15 protein-coding genes are annotated in these 17,939 nt (G+C 53.3%); 7 read left to right on the top strand and 8 right to left on the bottom strand.

The features are described from left to right. Positions 1-4: 4 nt before the first annotated feature. Both OGY17_RS11420 and OGY17_RS11415 read left to right on the top strand, forming a co-directional pair. Positions 5-2,986 carry a virulence factor SrfB gene (locus OGY17_RS11420; protein ID WP_032944414.1) on the top strand — a complete coding sequence of 994 codons (2,982 nt, stop codon included), beginning with the start codon at positions 5-7 and terminating at the stop codon, positions 2,984-2,986. Then, positions 2,983-5,145 carry a virulence factor SrfC family protein gene (locus tag OGY17_RS11415; RefSeq protein ID WP_032943516.1) on the top strand — a complete coding sequence of 721 codons (2,163 nt, stop codon included), beginning with the start codon at positions 2,983-2,985 and terminating at the stop codon, positions 5,143-5,145. The genes OGY17_RS11420 and OGY17_RS11415 overlap by 4 nt, the downstream gene beginning before the upstream one ends. A 19-nt stretch (positions 5,146-5,164) precedes the next feature. On the opposite strand, the gene OGY17_RS11410 is transcribed toward OGY17_RS11415, so the two are convergent. After that, positions 5,165-5,338: a GhoT/OrtT family toxin gene (locus OGY17_RS11410; RefSeq protein WP_003020198.1), complete on the bottom strand. Its 174-nt coding sequence runs from the start codon at positions 5,336-5,338 to the stop codon at positions 5,165-5,167. A gap of 192 nt (positions 5,339-5,530) precedes the next feature. Between OGY17_RS11410 and yncL the strand changes: the two genes are divergently transcribed. Next, the gene (yncL, locus tag OGY17_RS11405; protein WP_071524268.1) at positions 5,531-5,626 is read left to right on the top strand and encodes a stress response membrane protein YncL; all 96 of its coding nucleotides are present in this window, start codon (positions 5,531-5,533) and stop codon (positions 5,624-5,626) included. Between the two features lie 119 nt (positions 5,627-5,745). On the opposite strand, the gene OGY17_RS11400 is transcribed toward yncL, so the two are convergent. Continuing rightward, a complete protein-coding gene (locus OGY17_RS11400; protein WP_032943518.1) occupies positions 5,746-6,525 on the bottom strand; it encodes an AraC family transcriptional regulator in 780 nt (259 codons plus the stop codon). Between the two features lie 101 nt (positions 6,526-6,626). On the opposite strand from OGY17_RS11400, the gene OGY17_RS11395 reads away from it, so the two are divergent. Further along, entirely contained in the window at positions 6,627-7,754 is a 1,128-nt protein-coding gene (locus tag OGY17_RS11395; RefSeq protein WP_032943519.1) for a multidrug effflux MFS transporter, read from the top strand. A 193-nt stretch (positions 7,755-7,947) separates the two neighbouring features. Here the strand turns inward: OGY17_RS11395 and patD are convergent, their stop codons facing one another. From patD to OGY17_RS11365, 6 genes are all read right to left on the bottom strand, one after another. Beyond that, positions 7,948-9,375 carry an aminobutyraldehyde dehydrogenase gene (gene patD, locus OGY17_RS11390; protein ID WP_003833127.1) on the bottom strand — a complete coding sequence of 476 codons (1,428 nt, stop codon included), beginning with the start codon at positions 9,373-9,375 and terminating at the stop codon, positions 7,948-7,950. A 21-nt stretch (positions 9,376-9,396) separates the two neighbouring features. Then, the gene (locus tag OGY17_RS11385) at positions 9,397-10,203 is read right to left on the bottom strand and encodes an ABC transporter permease (RefSeq protein WP_003020204.1); all 807 of its coding nucleotides are present in this window, start codon (positions 10,201-10,203) and stop codon (positions 9,397-9,399) included. Beyond that, positions 10,193-11,137, bottom strand: a complete 945-nt coding sequence (locus OGY17_RS11380; RefSeq protein WP_008784840.1) for an ABC transporter permease — start codon at positions 11,135-11,137, stop codon at positions 10,193-10,195. Before OGY17_RS11380 ends, OGY17_RS11385 begins: the two co-directional genes overlap by 11 nt. Continuing rightward, a complete protein-coding gene (locus OGY17_RS11375; protein WP_032943523.1) occupies positions 11,138-12,154 on the bottom strand; it encodes an ABC transporter ATP-binding protein in 1,017 nt (338 codons plus the stop codon). A gap of 16 nt (positions 12,155-12,170) precedes the next feature. Next, positions 12,171-13,316, bottom strand: a complete 1,146-nt coding sequence (gene ydcS / locus OGY17_RS11370) for a putative ABC transporter substrate-binding protein YdcS (protein ID WP_008784842.1) — start codon at positions 13,314-13,316, stop codon at positions 12,171-12,173. A gap of 327 nt (positions 13,317-13,643) precedes the next feature. After that, the gene (locus OGY17_RS11365; RefSeq protein WP_186413357.1) at positions 13,644-15,053 is read right to left on the bottom strand and encodes an aminotransferase-like domain-containing protein; all 1,410 of its coding nucleotides are present in this window, start codon (positions 15,051-15,053) and stop codon (positions 13,644-13,646) included. Positions 15,054-15,363: 310 nt separating this feature from the next. On the opposite strand from OGY17_RS11365, the gene OGY17_RS11360 reads away from it, so the two are divergent. Genes OGY17_RS11360 through OGY17_RS11350 form a run of 3 tightly spaced genes read left to right on the top strand, consistent with a single transcriptional unit; the run spans position 15,364 to position 17,902 of the window. Beyond that, positions 15,364-16,767: a cytochrome ubiquinol oxidase subunit I gene (locus OGY17_RS11360; RefSeq protein ID WP_186413356.1), complete on the top strand. Its 1,404-nt coding sequence runs from the start codon at positions 15,364-15,366 to the stop codon at positions 16,765-16,767. Next, positions 16,767-17,777 (top strand): cytochrome d ubiquinol oxidase subunit II, encoded by a 1,011-nt coding sequence (gene cydB / locus OGY17_RS11355; RefSeq protein WP_048214147.1) that lies wholly within the window; start codon positions 16,767-16,769, stop codon positions 17,775-17,777. The genes OGY17_RS11360 and cydB overlap by 1 nt, the downstream gene beginning before the upstream one ends. After that, entirely contained in the window at positions 17,777-17,902 is a 126-nt protein-coding gene (locus OGY17_RS11350) for a DUF2474 domain-containing protein (RefSeq protein WP_003020230.1), read from the top strand. The genes cydB and OGY17_RS11350 overlap by 1 nt, the downstream gene beginning before the upstream one ends. The last annotated feature ends 37 nt before the right edge of the window (positions 17,903-17,939 follow it).

Raw genomic sequence — 17,939 nt, 5'->3', positions numbered from 1 at the left:
TTTTATGTTGGTGAATCTGTGTGATTACAAACAGAGCGTGACGCTCATCGCCAATAGCGGTGTGCAATTTCTGGATTTCGGCCTCACGCCGCAGGAATCTGCGCACCATGGACGCTTTGTGCGCAAAACGGCAAACGGTCCGCTACTGAGACTAGACTTCGATCTGACGTCAGGACGCTATACCCTACCGGGCAGCACCGGCGCGCAACCCGAAGTGGTGAAGCCGGAAAGTACTCAGACGCTGCACTATTCGCTGGACGTGCTCGACGGCGTCTGGCTGCCGCTGCCGTTTTTGCGCTTTAACCCGCCGCGTACGTTTGTTGAAGGTCCGGATAACTGGGCACGCGTGCAGGTGCGAAAGCTACCGCAGCCGGACAGCGCAGGCAACACCCACCGTGTTACCGTAGCGCTGGACAGCCAGCTTACTGAAAATGCCCCTGCGGCGTTAACCCCCAACGAAAATGATCTGCTTAACGGTACACGGTTTGGGCTGGCCTGGCATGACAACGAAATTGCTGATTTCCTTGACCAGACCTGGATTGACGGCTGGTTGCGCGAATCTTTTATGCACCATGTCACCCAACATGAGAACCGCTCAGAACAAGAGATCCAGCAGGCTCTGCGTAACTTTGAATACCAGGCGCACTGGCTGAATGTGCTGACCCTGTTAGGTGAGCAGCTTTCCGTCCCGGAAGTGAAACTGGTTACGCACACCCTTAGCACACCCGCCATTCCCGTCGATCTTATTTTGGATATCGGTAATACCCATACCTGTGGTGTCCTGATTGAAGATCACGGGGATGCCAATGACGGGCTGCGTCAGACCGCTGAATTGCAGGTCCGTTCGTTAAGCGAGCCGCAGTTCCTCAACGATCCGCTATTCACCAGTCGGCTGGAGTTTTCCGAAGCGCGCTTTGGTAAGCAGCACTTTTCCGTTGAGAGCGGACGTGATGACGCCTTTATCTGGCCGTCGATTGTGCGTGTGGGTGATGAAGCCCGTAAGCTGGCGATGCAGCGTATGGGCACCGAGGGCAACAGTGGGATCTCAAGCCCGCGCCGCTATCTGTGGGATGAAACGCCGGTGTTACATGACTGGCGCTTTAGCCAGATGAATGGCAAAACCCAGCGCGAACCGCTGGCTACCGCCTTCCCGCTGATGAACCTGATGAACGATGACGGGCAGCCGCTGTTCAGCCTGCCGCAGGACGATCGTCTGCCAGTGTTCTCACCACAATACAGCCGCAGCACGCTGATGACGCATATGCTGTGCGAAATACTGGCCCAGGCGCTGGGGCAAATTAACAGCGTAGCAACGCGTTTGCGCCTCGGATTCCCGGCGTCTCCTCGTCAGTTGCGGACGCTGATCCTGACCCTACCGTCGGCGATGCCCAAACAGGAGCGCGAGATTTTCCGCCTGCGCATGTTTGAAGCTATTGCCCTGGTCTGGAAAGCGATGGGCTGGCACCCGCAGGATGAAGACTTCACCACCCGTAAGCAGCAGGAAAAAAGTGTGGTTCCCGTACCTGAAATTCAGATGGAATGGGATGAAGCCAGTTGCGGGCAACTGGTGTGGCTGTATAACGAGGCTATCTCTCACTACGATGGCCACACCGAATCGTTCTTTAACGCCCTTGCCCGCCCGGACCGTTTGCCAGAGCCTGGTGAGACGAAAGGCCGTGCACTGCGCGTGGCATCGATCGACATTGGCGGCGGGACAACGGACATGGCCGTCGTTCATTACCAACTTGATGACGGCGTTGGCGCGAACGTCAAAATTACCCCGCATCTGCTGTTCCGTGAAGGTTTTAAAGTTGCGGGCGATGACATGCTGCTGGACGTGATTCAGCGCTGCGTGTTGCCTGCACTGCAAACCCGCTTACAACAGGCTGGCGTGACCGACGCCGCCGCATTGCTGGCCACGCTATTTGGCGATTCTGGTCGCATCGATACTCAAGCAATTCTGCGTCAACAAACGGCATTGCAGCTCTTTATGCCGCTTGGTCATGCGGTCCTCTCTGCCTGGGAACAAAGCGATATTAACGATCCGGTCGCCGGACTACATGCCACCTTTGGGGAACTCCTGAGTCAACAACCCACGCGCAACGTGATGAACTACATCCAACAGGCTATCGATCATGCGTTGCCAGCAGGGTCGCCAGCGTTTGATGTTCTGAGCGTGCCGTTACAGGTACAGTTCAGGCAGTTACAAGAAGCACTATTGACGGGGCAATTTACCCTGACTTCCCCACTGCACGCGGTTTGTGAGGCCATTTCACATTATCGCTGCGATATCTTATTAGTGACCGGCAGGCCCGCCTGTTTACCGGGTGTACAGGCGTTGATCCGCCATCTGCAACCTGTTCCGGTTAACCGTATGATCTGGATGGATAACTACCGCGTGCATGAGTGGTATCCGTTCAGCCAACAGGGGCGGATTGGTAACCCTAAATCCACCGCTGCTGTAGGCGCTATGCTGTGCAGCCTGGCGCTGGATTTGCGTTTGCCACGTTTTAACTTTAAAGCTGCCGATATCGGCGCTTACTCGACCGTACGCTTTCTCGGTGTACTGGATAATACGGTCAATACCCTGCGCGATGAGAACATCTGGTATCACGATATTGATCTGGATAAACCTGGGGCGAAGCTGGATGCCCGGTTGCATTTCCCGTTACGTGGCAACGTGACGTTAGGATTTCGGCAACTGGCAAACAGCCGCTGGCCTGCCACGCCGCTGTATACGCTCAGCATAAACTCTGCCGAACTGGCAAAAACTATCGCCGGAGATGGCGTGTTGAATGTTCGGCTGCAGCTACGCGGCGGCAGCAAAGAAAGTGGCCCGGAATTCTTCATCCTGAGTGATGCCTGGTTACAGGATGGCACCCCCGTTGCCGCCAATGCCTTAACGTTAAAACTGAATACGCTGGCAGACCGTCGCCATAGCGGAAGCCATTACTGGATTGATAGCGGGAGCGTGTACCTGAAATGAGTAAGATGTTAAATACCGCGCAGGCCGCCATCGAGTGGGTGGTAGATACCCGTCAACGTGCGGCGCGTCTTGATGATGAAGCGGATGCCCTGCTGGCACAGCTTACGCTAGCCGCAGTGAGTGAATCTGCGTTGAAGGAGACCTTTTCATCGCAAGGATGTATAGGGTTATACGGACACTCACAATCGGCAAAAGCACATCTGCTGGCGGCATTGTGCTGCAATGCCACTGGCAAAGTGAATATTGTTACCCCGGATCGCAGCTTTGATTATTTCTCGCATATTAATCCGGGCCATGCACCAACCAATATGGCGATCCGCTTTACGCGCGATGAAAATCCGCATGATAGCGAATGGCCGTTGCGTCTGCGATTACTCAGTGAAGCCGAACTGGTACAGCTATTTATCGCCCAGTTCAGCGCGCTCCCGGGCAACCGACAGGTCGAGAAATCGATTATTGAGGCGCGCCTGGAAAAATGGCAAACGCTGCGTCAGCGTCACCCGGTGCCGGGCATTACCACACATGATGTTGCGGCAATTGGTCGTTTCTGGCGCTCCTGCGTACCGGCAAACCAGCAGCAAATTGACGATGCACTATGGTATCAGTTTGCCACGTTGCTGCCCGCACTGGACCTGACTACCCGGGCAAACGCCTGGGCGTTACTGTGGGGAGAACAACCAGAGCTGACGCAGCAGTGGCTGGCGCTGGCGCACACGTTGCAACAAACCGGACACGCGCAAGAATTAGCGGCCCCGCTGAGCCTGCTGGTTGATCATTTTGGTTTACCTGCCGAAAGTTTCCTGACCCAGGTGGCATTGACCAGCAATAATGAGACGCAAAGCGATGTGGTGGTTCATCCGATTGAAAATCATCAGTTGCTCAATGCGGTCAGTCTTTCTTTGTCGTCACTGGCGCTGCTCACGCGCGAGCTGGTCCTGACGGTTGAAGACTCGGTGCTGGAGAATGTCGATCTGCTCGATATTCCCCTCGCCCCGGATGCTCATCCTAACCCACTGTGGCAGGCAAAATTAGGCTGGATGCTGGAACATTATCGCCAGCACCTGCAACCGGATGTGCTCTTAATCTGCAACGCGGTCTCTGCCCGCGCCCAGACGCCCGCCATCACCCGCAAGCTGTTGGGCTGGGTCAACGATACCCAACCTGTTCATGATGCCGCATTACCGGGCGTGGTTTGGGCCATTACCCCGCAGGATGCGCGTTTTAGTACCCAGCAAAACCTTGATGAATCCGTGCAGCAATTGATGGGCAAGCCCGGGCTGCATTGGGGTACGTTGCAGGCGCTGGATAAACATAGCTTACAACGTCTTGTCGAATGGCTGACTCAGGCAACCTCACCACAGCAGCGCCAGGCCAGGTTGACTTCTCTACGCGAGCAGCATCAACAGCGCATCCGCGAAACGCTGATAAGCTGGATTAATCCCGCTCAAGCTGAATCGGATAGCCACGAGTCGGTGATCCGCCAGTTACAGGCGCAAGCGGCAAAACATGGCGAACTGCTGGATGGTTTGCTCCCGCCGATGCGCATTTTTGAGTCGCTGCTGCGTATTCAGCAACCACGCGAGGAGCAGGTAAGCGGTTTATTTAATGAAGAGATTGACCTGTTTGCCGAAGTGCGTGACACACTACACTCGCCGGAAAGTCAGGAGACCGGATATCAGGCACACAAAATGTGGATTAACCACGTGCGCCAGTGGTGTCGCGATGAAAATAATGCCCGCCGTTTACGACTCGATTCCCGTACGTTAAGGCAGGTTGCCGACATTCTCGTCACCACCAGCTATCGCCTGGAGATGCCACAACGCTTACAGCGCATTATGCAGCGCGAAAATGTCTGTGCCGCGCAGTTACACGCCGATATTGGTGATTTTATTACCTGGCTTGGATTTGCCGACGTTGCTGAGGAACAGCGCCCTGCCAGCAGGATCCAAAAAGGATCGGCTATTTTTAGCGCGCCGAAGCAATCGCCGATGTTACGCCTGACGAAGCTGGATGAACAACCCTCGCATGGTGCAAGCCGTTACGTTTACGACTGGCTGGTTGCCTTGTACACCCGTGCGAATGAGAATGCGGGATATCAGCACCCACAGGATGTCTCTGAAACCGACAAAAAACGATTAGATGCCCTGCTTTTCTCCTGAAACGGCGAATACGCCGTCATCAGAAAAGAGAAAACATCAGCGCAACGGGAAAACTCATCGGCCAGGTCGCCCCGACTAATACCGCGCTAAGAAAGCGGATCCGCTTTTTATCGCGGGAAAGAAACCAGGTGATGATTGCCGTGATGACGGCCATCACCGCATAAAAAACCAACATTTTTTGGTATAGGGACATTTAAGGCATCCTGGCCAGAAGGGAAAATCGCGCGCAATATGCTCTTTTTCATGACTCACATCAAGTTTTATTAATTAATTTAAGAAAAACGGCTGTAAAACAACCCATTTTCATTATGTTCAGAATTCGTACTATTGCGGATAGTTATAAGCCGTACTATACCCATAAGGGTTAAAACGAAAGGTGGCAAAAATGAATGTTTCCAGTAAAACTGTGGTGCTGATAAATATATTTGCTGCTGTAGGACTTTTCAGTCTGATATCCGCAAGGTTCGGCTGGTTTGCTTGATGTAACGCTTCTTGATTAATTGCAGCGTCCGCTGGCAGAGAGGATCTTCTCTCTGCCATCAGTAAACGATCTTCCCACTCTGCTATCACTGGGTAAATTATCCTTAATATGTAATACCCCTAATCCTTCTGCGGCATTATATTGCCCGAATAACGGCCTGGTGTTGTGCCGGTATGTTGATGGAAGAAAGCAATAAAAGCACTGTCGCTGACAAACTCCAGATATTGCGCGACCTGGCTGATATGGCATCCATCAGCCAACATTTCCATGGCTTTTAACAACCTAAATTGCTGCCGCCAGTCCTGATAATTCATCCCGGTATCCCTGATAAATATTCGGCTGATCGTCCTCTCGCATGCCCCAACCTGTCGGGACAATTGATTCAGTCGTGGTGGCAATTCCCCCATGCGTAATCCCTTGAGCCACACGTAAAGCCGCGGATCTGAGGGATACTGCAATGTCCAGTTTTCACTGCGGGCGGCACGCATTTCCTCACAAAAAACGGTAATGAGGCTGGACTGCTGTGCGGCAGGCATTTCCCATGGCCAGAAGGCCATACGTTCTATCACTTCATAAAAAAGCGGATTAACTTCGACTATCTGCAGCGGTAACTCAGATAACGGCAATGCGGTAGAAAAGTACAAAGAGCGATAAGCCATCACACCACGCATTATGGCGCGATGTACCGTGCCTGCCGGGATCCAAACCGCACGGCGTGGCGGTAGCAGACACAGGGCCTGCTCCAGTTCAATCGTAATACTTCCCGCTGCCGAAAAAAGTAGCTGATGACGAAGATGACTATGCCGCCCGGAATCATGTACGCCCATATCGGCAGCAATACCGATTACCGGTTTATCAAAACTATCCGCATCAAAAGCATCATCAGGGGCAATTTTCATTATCTGTCTGATATTTGATATTTAAAGTCCTGATAATGGTAATACGACATATTCCTTTCAGCAATAATGCCCGCCTGTTTTCTGTCTCTCTGGATATTGCTATGAACACACTTCGTCGCCCACCGCTGTGGCTTCTTACGCTACTGATTATGTTTCCACAACTGGTGGAAACCATTTACAGCCCGGCATTGCCGGGTATCGCTACCTCTTTTCACGTAAGCAGTGAGCGCGCGGCTCAAACACTCTCCGTTTATTTTGTTGCCTTTGCCGTCGGCGTAGCGATGTGGGGTTGGCTAAGTGACTGCATCGGACGACGTTGGGCGATGCTGGCAGGGCTTATCTGCTATGGAACAGGTTGCGCATTGGCCGTTGTTGCCACCGACTTCAGCGTTTTGCTGCTGGCGCGGATGATCTCCGCCGTCGGTGCGGCTGCGGGGTCGGTCGTAGTACAGACCATGCTAAGGGACAGTTATGAATCAACTGCGCTATCCCGCGTCTTTTCCGTGATGGGGGCCGCGCTGGCATTGAGTCCAGTTTTTGGCCTGCTAAGCGGAGGTTGGTTAGTGAGTCTGTATGGCCATACCGGTGTCTTTGTTGCCCTTGTGCTGTTGGCGTTGCTACTGCTAATACTGACAGCGACTATGCTGCCAGAAACCCGGCCCGAACATACGCTCAGCCCGAGGCTTGTCGCGCTGTTTTCCCGCATGATGCGGGACAGTGAGTTGCGGAAAAACGCCTTGCTGGTTGCCCTGCTGAACACCATGTTGTTTAGCTATTACAGCCTGGCGCCGTTTCTTTTTGGGCAATTAGGATGGAGCTCCAGAGCCTTTGGCTGGACGGGGTTGCTACTTGCGTTTGCTTCTCTGTCAGGTAGCCTGCTGAACCGAGGACTGTTAACGACAGGTCTGACGCCGGAGCGACTTGTACGTTATGCCTGTGTGCTGGCAGCGTTGTCAGGTCTCGTCGCGTGGTGTTTACAGCACTCTGCGTGGATCCTGATTCCGGTGTTCGGCGTGGTGATTGCCTATGGTATCGCCATTCCCAATGTGCTGAGTCAGGCGCTGCGTCACTACCGTGAACAGGCCGGTGCCGCAGGTGCTTTGTTCGGATTAAGCTATTACCTGTTACTTGGGATGATGCTGGGTTTAGCAGGCATGGTGCAGCAACTGGGGCTGGTTCTGAGCATCTGTGCCCTACTCGCCTGGCTTTGCAGCCTGGGCCGCAGATAAACCCGATGGCGATCCTGAAAGCACAAAGCCCCGGCTATATGCTGGGGCTTTGTTGTATCAATTAGCCTGACCTCGCGGATATTTCCAACTTACCGCCGTCCGATGGCGACGAGGCCAGTGGCGCGAATAGTATAGACACACGTATGCCAATATTTAGCTATCCGTGCCCCATTCGCCGATCGCGCTTAAGATATTACTCATGCTTGATCATAACATGGCGAATAACCGTGTAATCCTCCAGCCCATAAACCGACATATCCTTGCCATAGCCGGACTGTTTTTGCCCACCGTGCGGCATCTCGCTAACCAGCGTGAAATGGGTATTGACCCAGGTACAACCATATTGCAGGCGAGCGCTAAAGCGATGCGCTCGCCCAACATCCCGGGTCCAGACGGAGGATGCCAGGCCGTATTTCGAATCGTTGGCCCATGCCAGCACCTGATCTTCATCATCAAATACGGTCACGCTGACCACCGGACCGAAAACTTCCCGCTGCACGATGGCATCGTCCTGCTTCGCCCCAGCAAGCAGCGTCGGGGCAAAATAGTAGCCTGAACCATCCACTTTTTTACCGCCGGTGATGACCTTAATATGGCCCAACGCTTTAGCCTCATCGACCGCTTTAGTCACGCGATCGAGATGTGCCTGCGAGCTCACTGGTCCCAGCTCGGTCGATTCATCATTCGGCGGACCGATTTTCAGGCTGGCAACGGCGGCGCCAAGTTTTTCGACCAGTGCATCATAAATGCCTTTCTGGGCATAAATTCGGCAAGCGGCGGTACAGTCTTGCCCGGCGTTGTAATAACCAAAGGTCCGCACGCCGCTCACCACTGCATCCAGATCGGCATCATCAAAAATGATCACCGGAGCTTTTCCGCCCAGTTCCATATGCGTACGCTTAATTGACGGCGCGGTGTGCTGAATAATGTGTTCACCGGTTGCAATGGAGCCGGTCAGCGAAACCATACGCACTTTTTCATGACCGGTCAGCGGATCGCCCACCGTTTTACCGCGACCAAACAGCACGTTAATCACGCCAGCCGGATAAATGTCTTTGGCGAATTCGGCTAATTTAAGCGCTGTCAGCGGAGTAATTTCTGACGGTTTAATCACCACGCAGTTCCCCGCCGCCAACGCTGGAGCCAGCTTCCACGCAGCCATCATCAGCGGATAGTTCCACGGCGCAATAGAAGCCACCACACCCAGCGGATCACGGCGAATCATCGAGGTATGCCCTTCCAGATATTCACCGGCCGCCTGTCCTTGCAGGGTACGCGCCGCACCGGCAAAGAAGCGGAAAACATCGACAATAGCGGGAATTTCATCGTTGAGAACACAGTGCAGCGGTTTACCGCAGTTAAGTGATTCCAGCTCAGCGAAGGTTTGCGCGTTATCAGCAATAGCATCCGCCAGTTTCAGCAGCAGTTCAGAGCGGACTTTCGGCGTGGTTTGCCCCCAGGTGGCAAACGCGGCGTCTGCCGCACGTACAGCGGCATCAACCTGCATGGCTGACGCCTCAGCAATCTCCAGAATGAGTTCACCAGTGGCAGGGTTATAGACTGGCTGCTTTTCACCTTCACCGTTGACCAGCTCGCCATTAATCAGTAATTGATGTTGCATAGCAATTTCCCATATCGTCGTTTATTTACCGTTTCCGGCGAGAGTGTCGCCTTCACGCGTTAGCCACCAGGCCCCTAAAATTGGCAGTGTTGTCACCAGCATTACCAGCAATGCCACAACGTTGGTGACAGGCACATCCCGTGGACGGCCCAATTGATTGAGCAGCCACAGAGGAAGTGTTCTTTCATGTCCGGCGGTGAACGTTGTCACGATGATTTCATCAAACGACAAGGCAAACGCCAGCATCCCCCCCGCCAGAAGTGCCGATGCCAGGTTTGGCAGCACGACATAACGAAAGGTTTGCCAGCCATTGGCGCCAAGATCCATAGACGCTTCGACCAGACTCCATGAGGTACGGCGAAAACGCGCCACAACGTTGTTAAACACCACCACCACGCAAAATGTCGCATGGCCCACCACGATCGTGAGAAAACCCGGTTCCAGGTTGATGGTTTTAAACGCGGTCAACAGCGCAAGGCCGGTAATAATGCCTGGCAGCGCGATCGGCAATAGTAGCAACAGCGATATTGCACTTTTGCCAAAAAAGTCCCTACGCCACAGCGCGGCCGCGGCCAGCGTCCCCAGAACAAGGGCAATAGCTGTCGACAACGCAGCGATTTTAAGTGACAACGTCACAGACTCCAGAATATCGCTACGCTGCGCAGCAACGCTAAACCACTTCAGCGTTAATCCCTGGGGTGGAAAACTAAAAGCAGCCTCCTCAGTATTAAAAGCATAGGTGGCGATGATGAGGATGGGAAAGTGCAGGAAAATAACCCCGCCCCATGCCGCCAGTTTGAGTAGCCAGGGTGCGCGTTCAGAGTGCATCGAAAGCTCCCAGACGCTTCACGAACGCCAGATACAGTGCGATTAACACAATCGGCACCAGAGTAAATGCCGCCGCCATCGGCATATTGCCGATCGCCCCTTGTTGCGAATACACCATGTTGCCGATGAAATAGCCCGGCGGTCCCACCAGTTGCGGCACAATAAAGTCACCCAACGTCAGAGAGAAGGTAAAGATCGAACCCGCTGCAATACCCGGTATCGCCAATGGAAGCACCACATAGCGGAAGGTTTGACGCGGACGCGCGCCCAAATCAGCAGAAGCCTGTAACAGCGACGGCGGAAGTCTCTCCAGGGCGGCCTGTACCGGCAGAATCATAAACGGCAGCCAGATATAGACGAACACCAGGAAACGCCCTAACCCTGAAGTTGACAGCGTATTGCCGCCTACCGCAGGCAATGTCAGGAACGAAAGCAGCAACGGCTCCAGCCCAAGGTGGGTTAAAAACCACTGCGCCACGCCGTCTTTAGCCAACAGCAGCGTCCACGCATAGGCTTTAACGATGTAACTGGCCCACATTGGCAACATTACGGCAATGTAAAAAAAAGCCTTCATTTTGCCGCTGGTATAGCGAGCCATATACCACGCCATCGGAAACGCCAGAATCGCGCTGGCGATGGTGACTGCTACCGCCATCGTCAGAGTGCGCAAAATGATGTCGTAGTTAGCGGGATTAAACAGCGCCTGCAAATTCGCCAGCGTCAGGTCTGGTGTGACCGACATGGTGAAATCGTCGAAGGTATAAAAACCTTGCCACAACAGCGTCAGTAATGAGCCAAAGTAGACGATGCCAAACCACATCAGCGGTCCGAGGAGCAGCAAAAACAACCCCAGCCCCGGATTACGCCAGAAGTAACCTGAGATCCGGTTCAGGCTTGTCGACTGTGGAGGCGAATGTAAGACGTTCATAGCCATTCACCTCTCCTCAACCAGCGGTACCATCACGTCGCGTGACCAGGATGCTATCACCTGCTGACCTGGCGACAACGTTGACGGTAGCATTTCTCCCGTCAGGTTCGCCTGGCTAACCAGCAATTTTTCCCCTCCGGCGAGTTTTAGCTCAAACCGCGTCGCCGCGCCCTGGTACTGCACCGCCTGGATAACTCCCGTAGCCTGGACTTCTCCCCCGGCATCATTCAAACGAATATGTTCCGGGCGCAGGGAGAACATCCCCTGTAACCCGCAAACGTTCGCCGACATCGTCGCATCGAAGACATTGGACGTCCCGACGAAACTTGCCACAAACGGCGTACGTGGACGCATATACAGTTCACGCGGAGAATCTACCTGTTCAATGCGACCGTTATTAAACACCGCCACACGATCGGACATCGACAGGGCTTCCCCCTGATCGTGGGTAACAAAAATGAACGTGATGCCAAGAGATTGCTGTAATTTTTTCAGTTCCAGCTGCATCTGTTCACGCAATTTAAGATCCAATGCCCCGAGCGGCTCATCCAACAGCAGGACGCGCGGCTCATTGACCAGCGCCCGGGCAATCGCCACGCGCTGACGTTGCCCACCGGAAAGCTGCGACGGTTTACGCTCATGCACAAAACCAAGTGCAACCTTATCCAGCGCTTCACGTGCTTTCGCGTGGCGCTGTTTTTTATCGATGCCTTTGACCATCAGCCCGTAGGCGACGTTGTCGAGAATCGACATGTGCGGGAACAACGCGTAATCCTGAAATACCGTATTGACGTCCCGTTCCCAGGGCGGCAATTCGCTGGCCTGCTTACCAAAAATGGTAATTGCGCCGCCTGACAGCTGCTCAAACCCGGCAATCAGGCGCAGACAAGTGGTCTTGCCGGAGCCGGATGGCCCCAGCATAGAGAAAAACTCACCGTCGTTAATCGCAATACTTACCCCATCAACTGCACGAACATCCCCATACAAACGCGAGACGTTATGAAACTCCACTGCGTACGTCATAAAACCCCCAGCGGAATTAACGACCGCCCATAATGGCGATGTAATCCTGCGTCCAGCGACTGTAAGGAACGAATTTTCCACCTTCGGCAATCGGCGTTTTCCAGAAGGCAATTTTGTCAAAGTAGCTATAGCCGTTGGTTTCACAACCCTTTTCACCCAACAGAGGGCTGGCTTTACAACCTTCAGGTACCACTGGCAGAGAACCAAACCAGGCCGCTACGTCACCCTGTACTTTCGGGGTTAATGACCAGTTCATCCATTTGTAAGCACAAACCGGGTGTTTCGCTTCACTGTGCAGCATAGTGGTATCAGCCCATCCGGTAACCCCTTCTTTTGGGAAAACCGTGGCAATTGGCTGACCTTCGCCTTTCAAGGCGTTAGCCTGATAAGGCCAGGCGCTTGACGCCACCACGCCTTCGTTTTTGAAATCGCTCATTTGCACGGTGGTATCGTGCCAATAGCGATGGATCAGCGCGTGCTGATCGCTCAAGACTTTGATCACCGCCTGATACTGTTTTTCAGTGAGCTGATAGGGATCGGTAATACCCAACTGCGGCTGAGTGGCTTTAACGAATAACGCGGCATCGGCAATATAGATCGGGCCATCGTAGGCCTGAACGCGCCCTTTATTGCTTTTCCCATCCTCAAGTTTTTGCTCAACAAACACCACGCTCCAGCTATCCGGCGGCGTTGGGAAAATTTTGGTGTTATACATCAGCAGGTTTGGTCCCCACTGGTACGGTGTGCCGTAAACTTTTCCGCCAACGTTAAACCATTCGCCTTTTACCACGCGTGGATCGATGGTTTTCCAGTTAGGGATCAGCGCGGTATTAATTGGCTGAACGCGTTTTCCCATAATCAGGCGCAGTGAGGCATCACCAGAAGCGGTAACCAGGTCGTAGCCGCCTTTTGCCATCAGGCTGACCATTTCATCAGATGTGGCTGCCGTTTTTACATTAACCGCGCAGCCGGTATCTTTCTCAAACTGTGAGACCCAGTCATATTGTTTATCGGTTTGCCCACGTTCGATATAACCCGGCCAGGCAATAATATCCAGGCGGCCTTCCGGTTTATCTAATGATGTGGGGGGTTCGGCTGCCTGCGCAGTCATCAGCGTCATACTGAGTGCGCACAGGCTACTGAGGGCAAACTGCTTGCTCATAACGTCTTACTCCTGTCTAAAAAATATTGAGCGGCAGCCTTGCCGTAAATATATGTCCTTTTCTAAAAATAGTCGGGGTGTTGTAAGCGTTCCTGTTGGCGCAAGGAAATTTAATCAGGTTGTGAGCTAACGCTCATTACGCTACAGACTCTGACCTGGGGGTAATCTTCTGGAGTATAGACAAGGAGTTAGACGCAGAGGTGGCAATAGTATTAACTATTGATATTTTGTATGGACGCACCCGATATAAATAATACCGTGGTTCAGCATTCACTATTTCGAAAATAAGAACACGCTATTCATTTATATTGAATAGCGCGTTATGGTTTATTTCATCATTTCACGAATTAATTTACCAAGCTGTTTTACGGCCTGCTCTTCGCGATCTCCCCAGTGCCATGCCGTATTAAAACGAAAAAAACGTGTCCAGCTTCCCGAGGTCGAGAACATTTTCCCCGGCGCAATACTGATGTGGTGTGCCAGCGCATGGGTACTGAGCACACCGGCATCAAGCGGTTCCGGCAGCTCCAGCCACAGAAAATAACCGCTGTCGTTGTGGTGAATTTTGACCTCCGCCGGAAGATGACGCAGCAGCGTTTGCCAGGCCTGTTGTTTACGTTCCGCCAGTTGCCGACGCAAGCGCCGCAGATGTGCGTCATAGCGCCGGGTTGAAAGATAATCAACAAGGGCAAGCTGCATGGGCGAACTGGTAGATAAGGTGCTCATTAGCTGGAGTCGCTGAATACGCCGGGCATGTTTCCCTGCTGCCACCCAGCCAATACGAAATCCTGGTACCAGACACTTCGAGAAGGACGAACAATGCAGAACGCTGTCGGCGCGATCCCAGGCTTTGGCGGGCAACGGTTTTTCGCGGCCAAAGTACAGTTCGCTGTAAACATCATCTTCAATCAGTATTACGTGGTATTTTTCCAGCAAGGCGACCAGACGCGCCTTTTTCTCTGCGCTGAGCGTAAAACCCAGTGGATTTTGGCTGTTTGTCATTAGCCAGCAAGCTTTTACCGGGTACTCCTGCAACGCCTGCTCCAGCGCGGTGAGATCGATCCCCTCTTTTACGTCGGTGGCAATCGAAAGCGCCTTCAGACGTAATCGCTCCAGGGCCTGCAACGCCCCGTAAAAACAGGGGTTTTCGACAATTACCCAATCACCCGGTTCGGTGACTGCTTGCAGGCTCAGGTTGAGGGCTTCCATCGCGCCGGTGGTGATGACGATTTCGTCCGGTGAAATGGTCATCCCCTGTTGAGCATAGCGACGGGCAATGGCATGACGCAGCTCAGCATTCCCCGGCGGCAGGTTTTCAATCACGCTCATGGCGGTGGCAGTTTTACTCACCTGCGCCAACGAGCGATTCAACTGCTGAAGTGGAAACAGCCGCGGGTCGGGGAATGCGGAGGCAAAGGGCATCACTGACGCATCCCGGCTGGCCTGCAACATATCAAAAATGTAGGTATTGATATCCACCGCTTCATCGCGCATGACCTGCACCTGCGGCGCAGCAAATTCACGTTCGGGGCGCGCGGCGACATAATAGCCAGACTGCGGTCGGGCAATAATCCGCCCCTGGCTTTCCAGCAACTGGTATGCGTGTCCGACGGTCATAAAACTCAGTCCGCTGCTGACCACCTGCTCACGCAAGGATGGCAAGCGATCGCCTGGCTGCCATACGCCAGACGCAATTTGATCGCGAATTTGCTCTGCCAGTCGCTGGTACTTTTTCATTTTTCGTCCTGATTACCGGTGTCGGTGACAACCACTGTGTATATCAGTTTACATAATCAGGGTATTTTATTTAACTGTTATAGTTAACAGTTTTACAACATCGGTAATGACAGTTCTTTGCCTACGGCGCGTATTTCAAGAAGAGAACGCTATTCAATAACAGGAATCAAGCTTCCGGATTTCATATCAGCGAGTGCAACTTATAACAGCGCTGCAACTGTTATGGTTAAAAAGAACTGTTCTGTTTCTGCCTTCCATTGCTCCTCAGACTTAGAATTGCGCTAAATCAATTTTGCCTGCGGAGTTAAGCATGTTCGGTCTTGACGCGTTTCACCTGGCAAGGATCCAGTTCGCGTTTACGGTATCCTTTCACATCATCTTTCCGGCTATTACTATCGGGCTCGCCAGTTATCTGGCTGTGCTGGAAGGGCTATGGCTAAAAACGAAATATCCCACCTGGCGATCGCTTTACCATTTCTGGTCGAAAATATTCGCCGTAAATTTTGGTATGGGTGTAGTTTCCGGACTGGTGATGGCTTATCAGTTCGGCACCAACTGGAGTGGTTTTTCCGAGTTCGCCGGGAGTATCACTGGGCCGTTACTGACCTATGAAGTATTAACCGCCTTCTTCCTCGAAGCTGGTTTCCTTGGGGTGATGTTGTTTGGCTGGAATCGGGTTGGTCCAGGACTTCATTTCTTTGCCACCTGCATGGTCGCACTGGGTACCATTATTTCAACCTTCTGGATCCTCGCCTCCAACAGCTGGATGCAGACACCGCAAGGCTATGACATAGTTAACGGCCAGGTCGTTCCCGTCGACTGGTTCGCCGTTATTTTCAATCCCTCATTCCCCTATCGTCTGCTGCATATGTCGGTTGCCGCCTTCCTGAGCAGCGCGTTGTTTGTTGCTGCCTCTGGGGCATGGCATTTGCTGCGCGGGAATAACACACCAGCAATTCGAGCGATGTTTTCGATGGCGCTGTGGATGACATTAATCGTCGCTCCACTGCAGGCCTTGATTGGCGATATGCACGGTTTGAATACGCTGAAGCATCAGCCGGCAAAAATTGCTGCGATTGAAGGACACTGGGAAAATCGCCCCGGTGAACCGACTCCGCTGCTGCTGTTCGGCTGGCCGGATATGGAGCAGGAACGCACCCGCTATGGGCTGGAAATCCCGGCGCTGGGCAGTCTGATCCTGACCCATAGTCTGGACAAACAGGTCCCGGCCCTAAAAGAGTTTCCTAAAGAAGACAGGCCCAACTCCACTATGGTGTTCTGGTCGTTTCGCATAATGGCCGGGCTAGGCATGCTGATGATCCTGTTGGGCGCGTTTGCCCTGTGGCTGCGCTATAAGCAGCGTTTATACACCTCGCGCCCTTTTCTGCGCTTTGCCTTATGGATGGGTCCTTCCGGTCTGATTGCCATCCTTGCCGGTTGGGTGACCACTGAAGTTGGCCGTCAGCCGTGGGTGGTTTACGGTCTGCAACGTACGGCGGATGCGGTTTCTGCACATGGCGATTTACATATGAGCATCAGCCTGCTGTCCTTCTTTGTGGTGTACAGCTCAGTGTTTGGCGTGGGTTACAGCTACATGATCCGCCTGATCCGTAAAGGGCCGCAGGAAGATGACCCGACCATTCCGCCGACAGGCACGCCTGCCCGGCCGCTTTCAGCCGCCGTCCTCGATTCTCAACCGGAGGTACATCGCTAATGGGTATCGATTTATCAGTTATCTGGTTTGTGATTATCGTCTTCGCCACGCTGATGTATATCGTGATGGACGGTTTTGATCTCGGGATTGGCATTTTATTCCCAGCGATTCAGGACGCTGACGACCGCGATGTTATGGTCAACAGCGTCGCCCCGGTATGGGACGGCAATGAAACCTGGCTGGTGTTGGGCGGAGCCGGATTATTCGGCGCTTTCCCCCTGGCCTATGCGGTGATTGTCGATGCGCTGACGATCCCGTTGACCCTGATGCTAATCGGCCTGATTTTTCGCGGCGTCGCGTTCGAGTTTCGCTTCAAAGCCACACCGGCTCACCGACCATTCTGGGATAAAGCCTTTCTCGGCGGTTCAATCCTCGCGACATTCACGCAAGGTGTCGTGGTGGGTGCCGTACTCAACGGATTTTCCGTTACCGGACGCAGCTACAGCGGCGGTCCTTTCGACTGGTTGACCCCGTTCACGTTGTTCTGCGGTGTTGGTCTGGTCGTGGCTTACGCCCTGCTGGGGGCGACATGGCTGGTGATGAAAAGCGAAAATCCGTTGCAGGATAAAATGCGCAGTGTGGCCAAACAACTGCTGCTGGCAATGTTGGTTGTGATTGCCATTATCAGCCTGTGGACACCACTGGCACATAGCGCGATTGCCGAGCGTTGGTTTAGCCTGCCCAACCTGTGGTTCCTGATGCCTGTTCCGCTGCTGGTTGCGCTTATCAGTCTCTGGCTGTGGCGTTCGCTGGGGCAACATAACTGCCATACGCTGCCTTTTGTATTAACGCTGGGGCTGATTTTTCTCGGGTTTAGCGGGCTGGGGATCAGTATCTGGCCACATATCATTCCACCGTCTATTACGCTCTGGCAGGCGGCGGCTCCGGCACAAAGTCAGGGCTTTATGTTGGTTGGCGCACTGCTGATTATCCCGATAATCCTGGTGTACACCTTCTGGAGCTACTACGTTTTCCGCGGCAAAGTTCAACATGGTGAGGGGTATCATTGATGCAACAAACAATCTGGAAACGCCTGATGTGGCTGGTGATCCTCTGGGGCGGCAGCGTGCTGGCCCTGGCCGCCGTTGGTATGTTCTTTCGTCTCCTGATGACGGCCGCCGGATTTAAGTCCTGAATCTCGCCCTGATAACACCCGGTCAGCGCGCTGCACT

Source organism: Citrobacter sp. Cpo126 (genome assembly GCF_030332445.1).
Lineage (GTDB): Bacteria > Pseudomonadota > Gammaproteobacteria > Enterobacterales > Enterobacteriaceae > Citrobacter > Citrobacter portucalensis.
This window is presented reverse-complemented; position numbering and strand designations above follow the sequence as displayed.

Bases quoted from the DNA above. Each gene is read 5' to 3' on its own strand.
- OGY17_RS11375 (WP_032943523.1), bottom strand. From the start codon at position 12,154: ATGACGTACGCAGTGGAGTTTCATAACGTCTCGCGTTTGTATGGGGAT.
- OGY17_RS11385 (WP_003020204.1), bottom strand. From the start codon at position 10,203: ATGCACTCTGAACGCGCACCCTGGCTACTCAAACTGGCGGCATGGGGC.
- cydB (WP_048214147.1), top strand. From the start codon at position 16,767: ATGGGTATCGATTTATCAGTTATCTGGTTTGTGATTATCGTCTTCGCC.
- OGY17_RS11360 (WP_186413356.1), top strand. From the start codon at position 15,364: ATGTTCGGTCTTGACGCGTTTCACCTGGCAAGGATCCAGTTCGCGTTT.
- yncL (WP_071524268.1), top strand. From the start codon at position 5,531: ATGAATGTTTCCAGTAAAACTGTGGTGCTGATAAATATATTTGCTGCT.
- OGY17_RS11395 (WP_032943519.1), top strand. From the start codon at position 6,627: ATGAACACACTTCGTCGCCCACCGCTGTGGCTTCTTACGCTACTGATT.
- OGY17_RS11380 (WP_008784840.1), bottom strand. From the start codon at position 11,137: ATGGCTATGAACGTCTTACATTCGCCTCCACAGTCGACAAGCCTGAAC.
- OGY17_RS11350 (WP_003020230.1), top strand. From the start codon at position 17,777: ATGCAACAAACAATCTGGAAACGCCTGATGTGGCTGGTGATCCTCTGG.
- OGY17_RS11420 (WP_032944414.1), top strand. From the start codon at position 5: ATGTTGGTGAATCTGTGTGATTACAAACAGAGCGTGACGCTCATCGCC.
- ydcS (WP_008784842.1), bottom strand. From the start codon at position 13,316: ATGAGCAAGCAGTTTGCCCTCAGTAGCCTGTGCGCACTCAGTATGACG.
- OGY17_RS11400 (WP_032943518.1), bottom strand. From the start codon at position 6,525: ATGAAAATTGCCCCTGATGATGCTTTTGATGCGGATAGTTTTGATAAA.
- OGY17_RS11410 (WP_003020198.1), bottom strand. From the start codon at position 5,338: ATGTCCCTATACCAAAAAATGTTGGTTTTTTATGCGGTGATGGCCGTC.
- OGY17_RS11415 (WP_032943516.1), top strand. From the start codon at position 2,983: ATGAGTAAGATGTTAAATACCGCGCAGGCCGCCATCGAGTGGGTGGTA.
- patD (WP_003833127.1), bottom strand. From the start codon at position 9,375: ATGCAACATCAATTACTGATTAATGGCGAGCTGGTCAACGGTGAAGGT.
- OGY17_RS11365 (WP_186413357.1), bottom strand. From the start codon at position 15,053: ATGAAAAAGTACCAGCGACTGGCAGAGCAAATTCGCGATCAAATTGCG.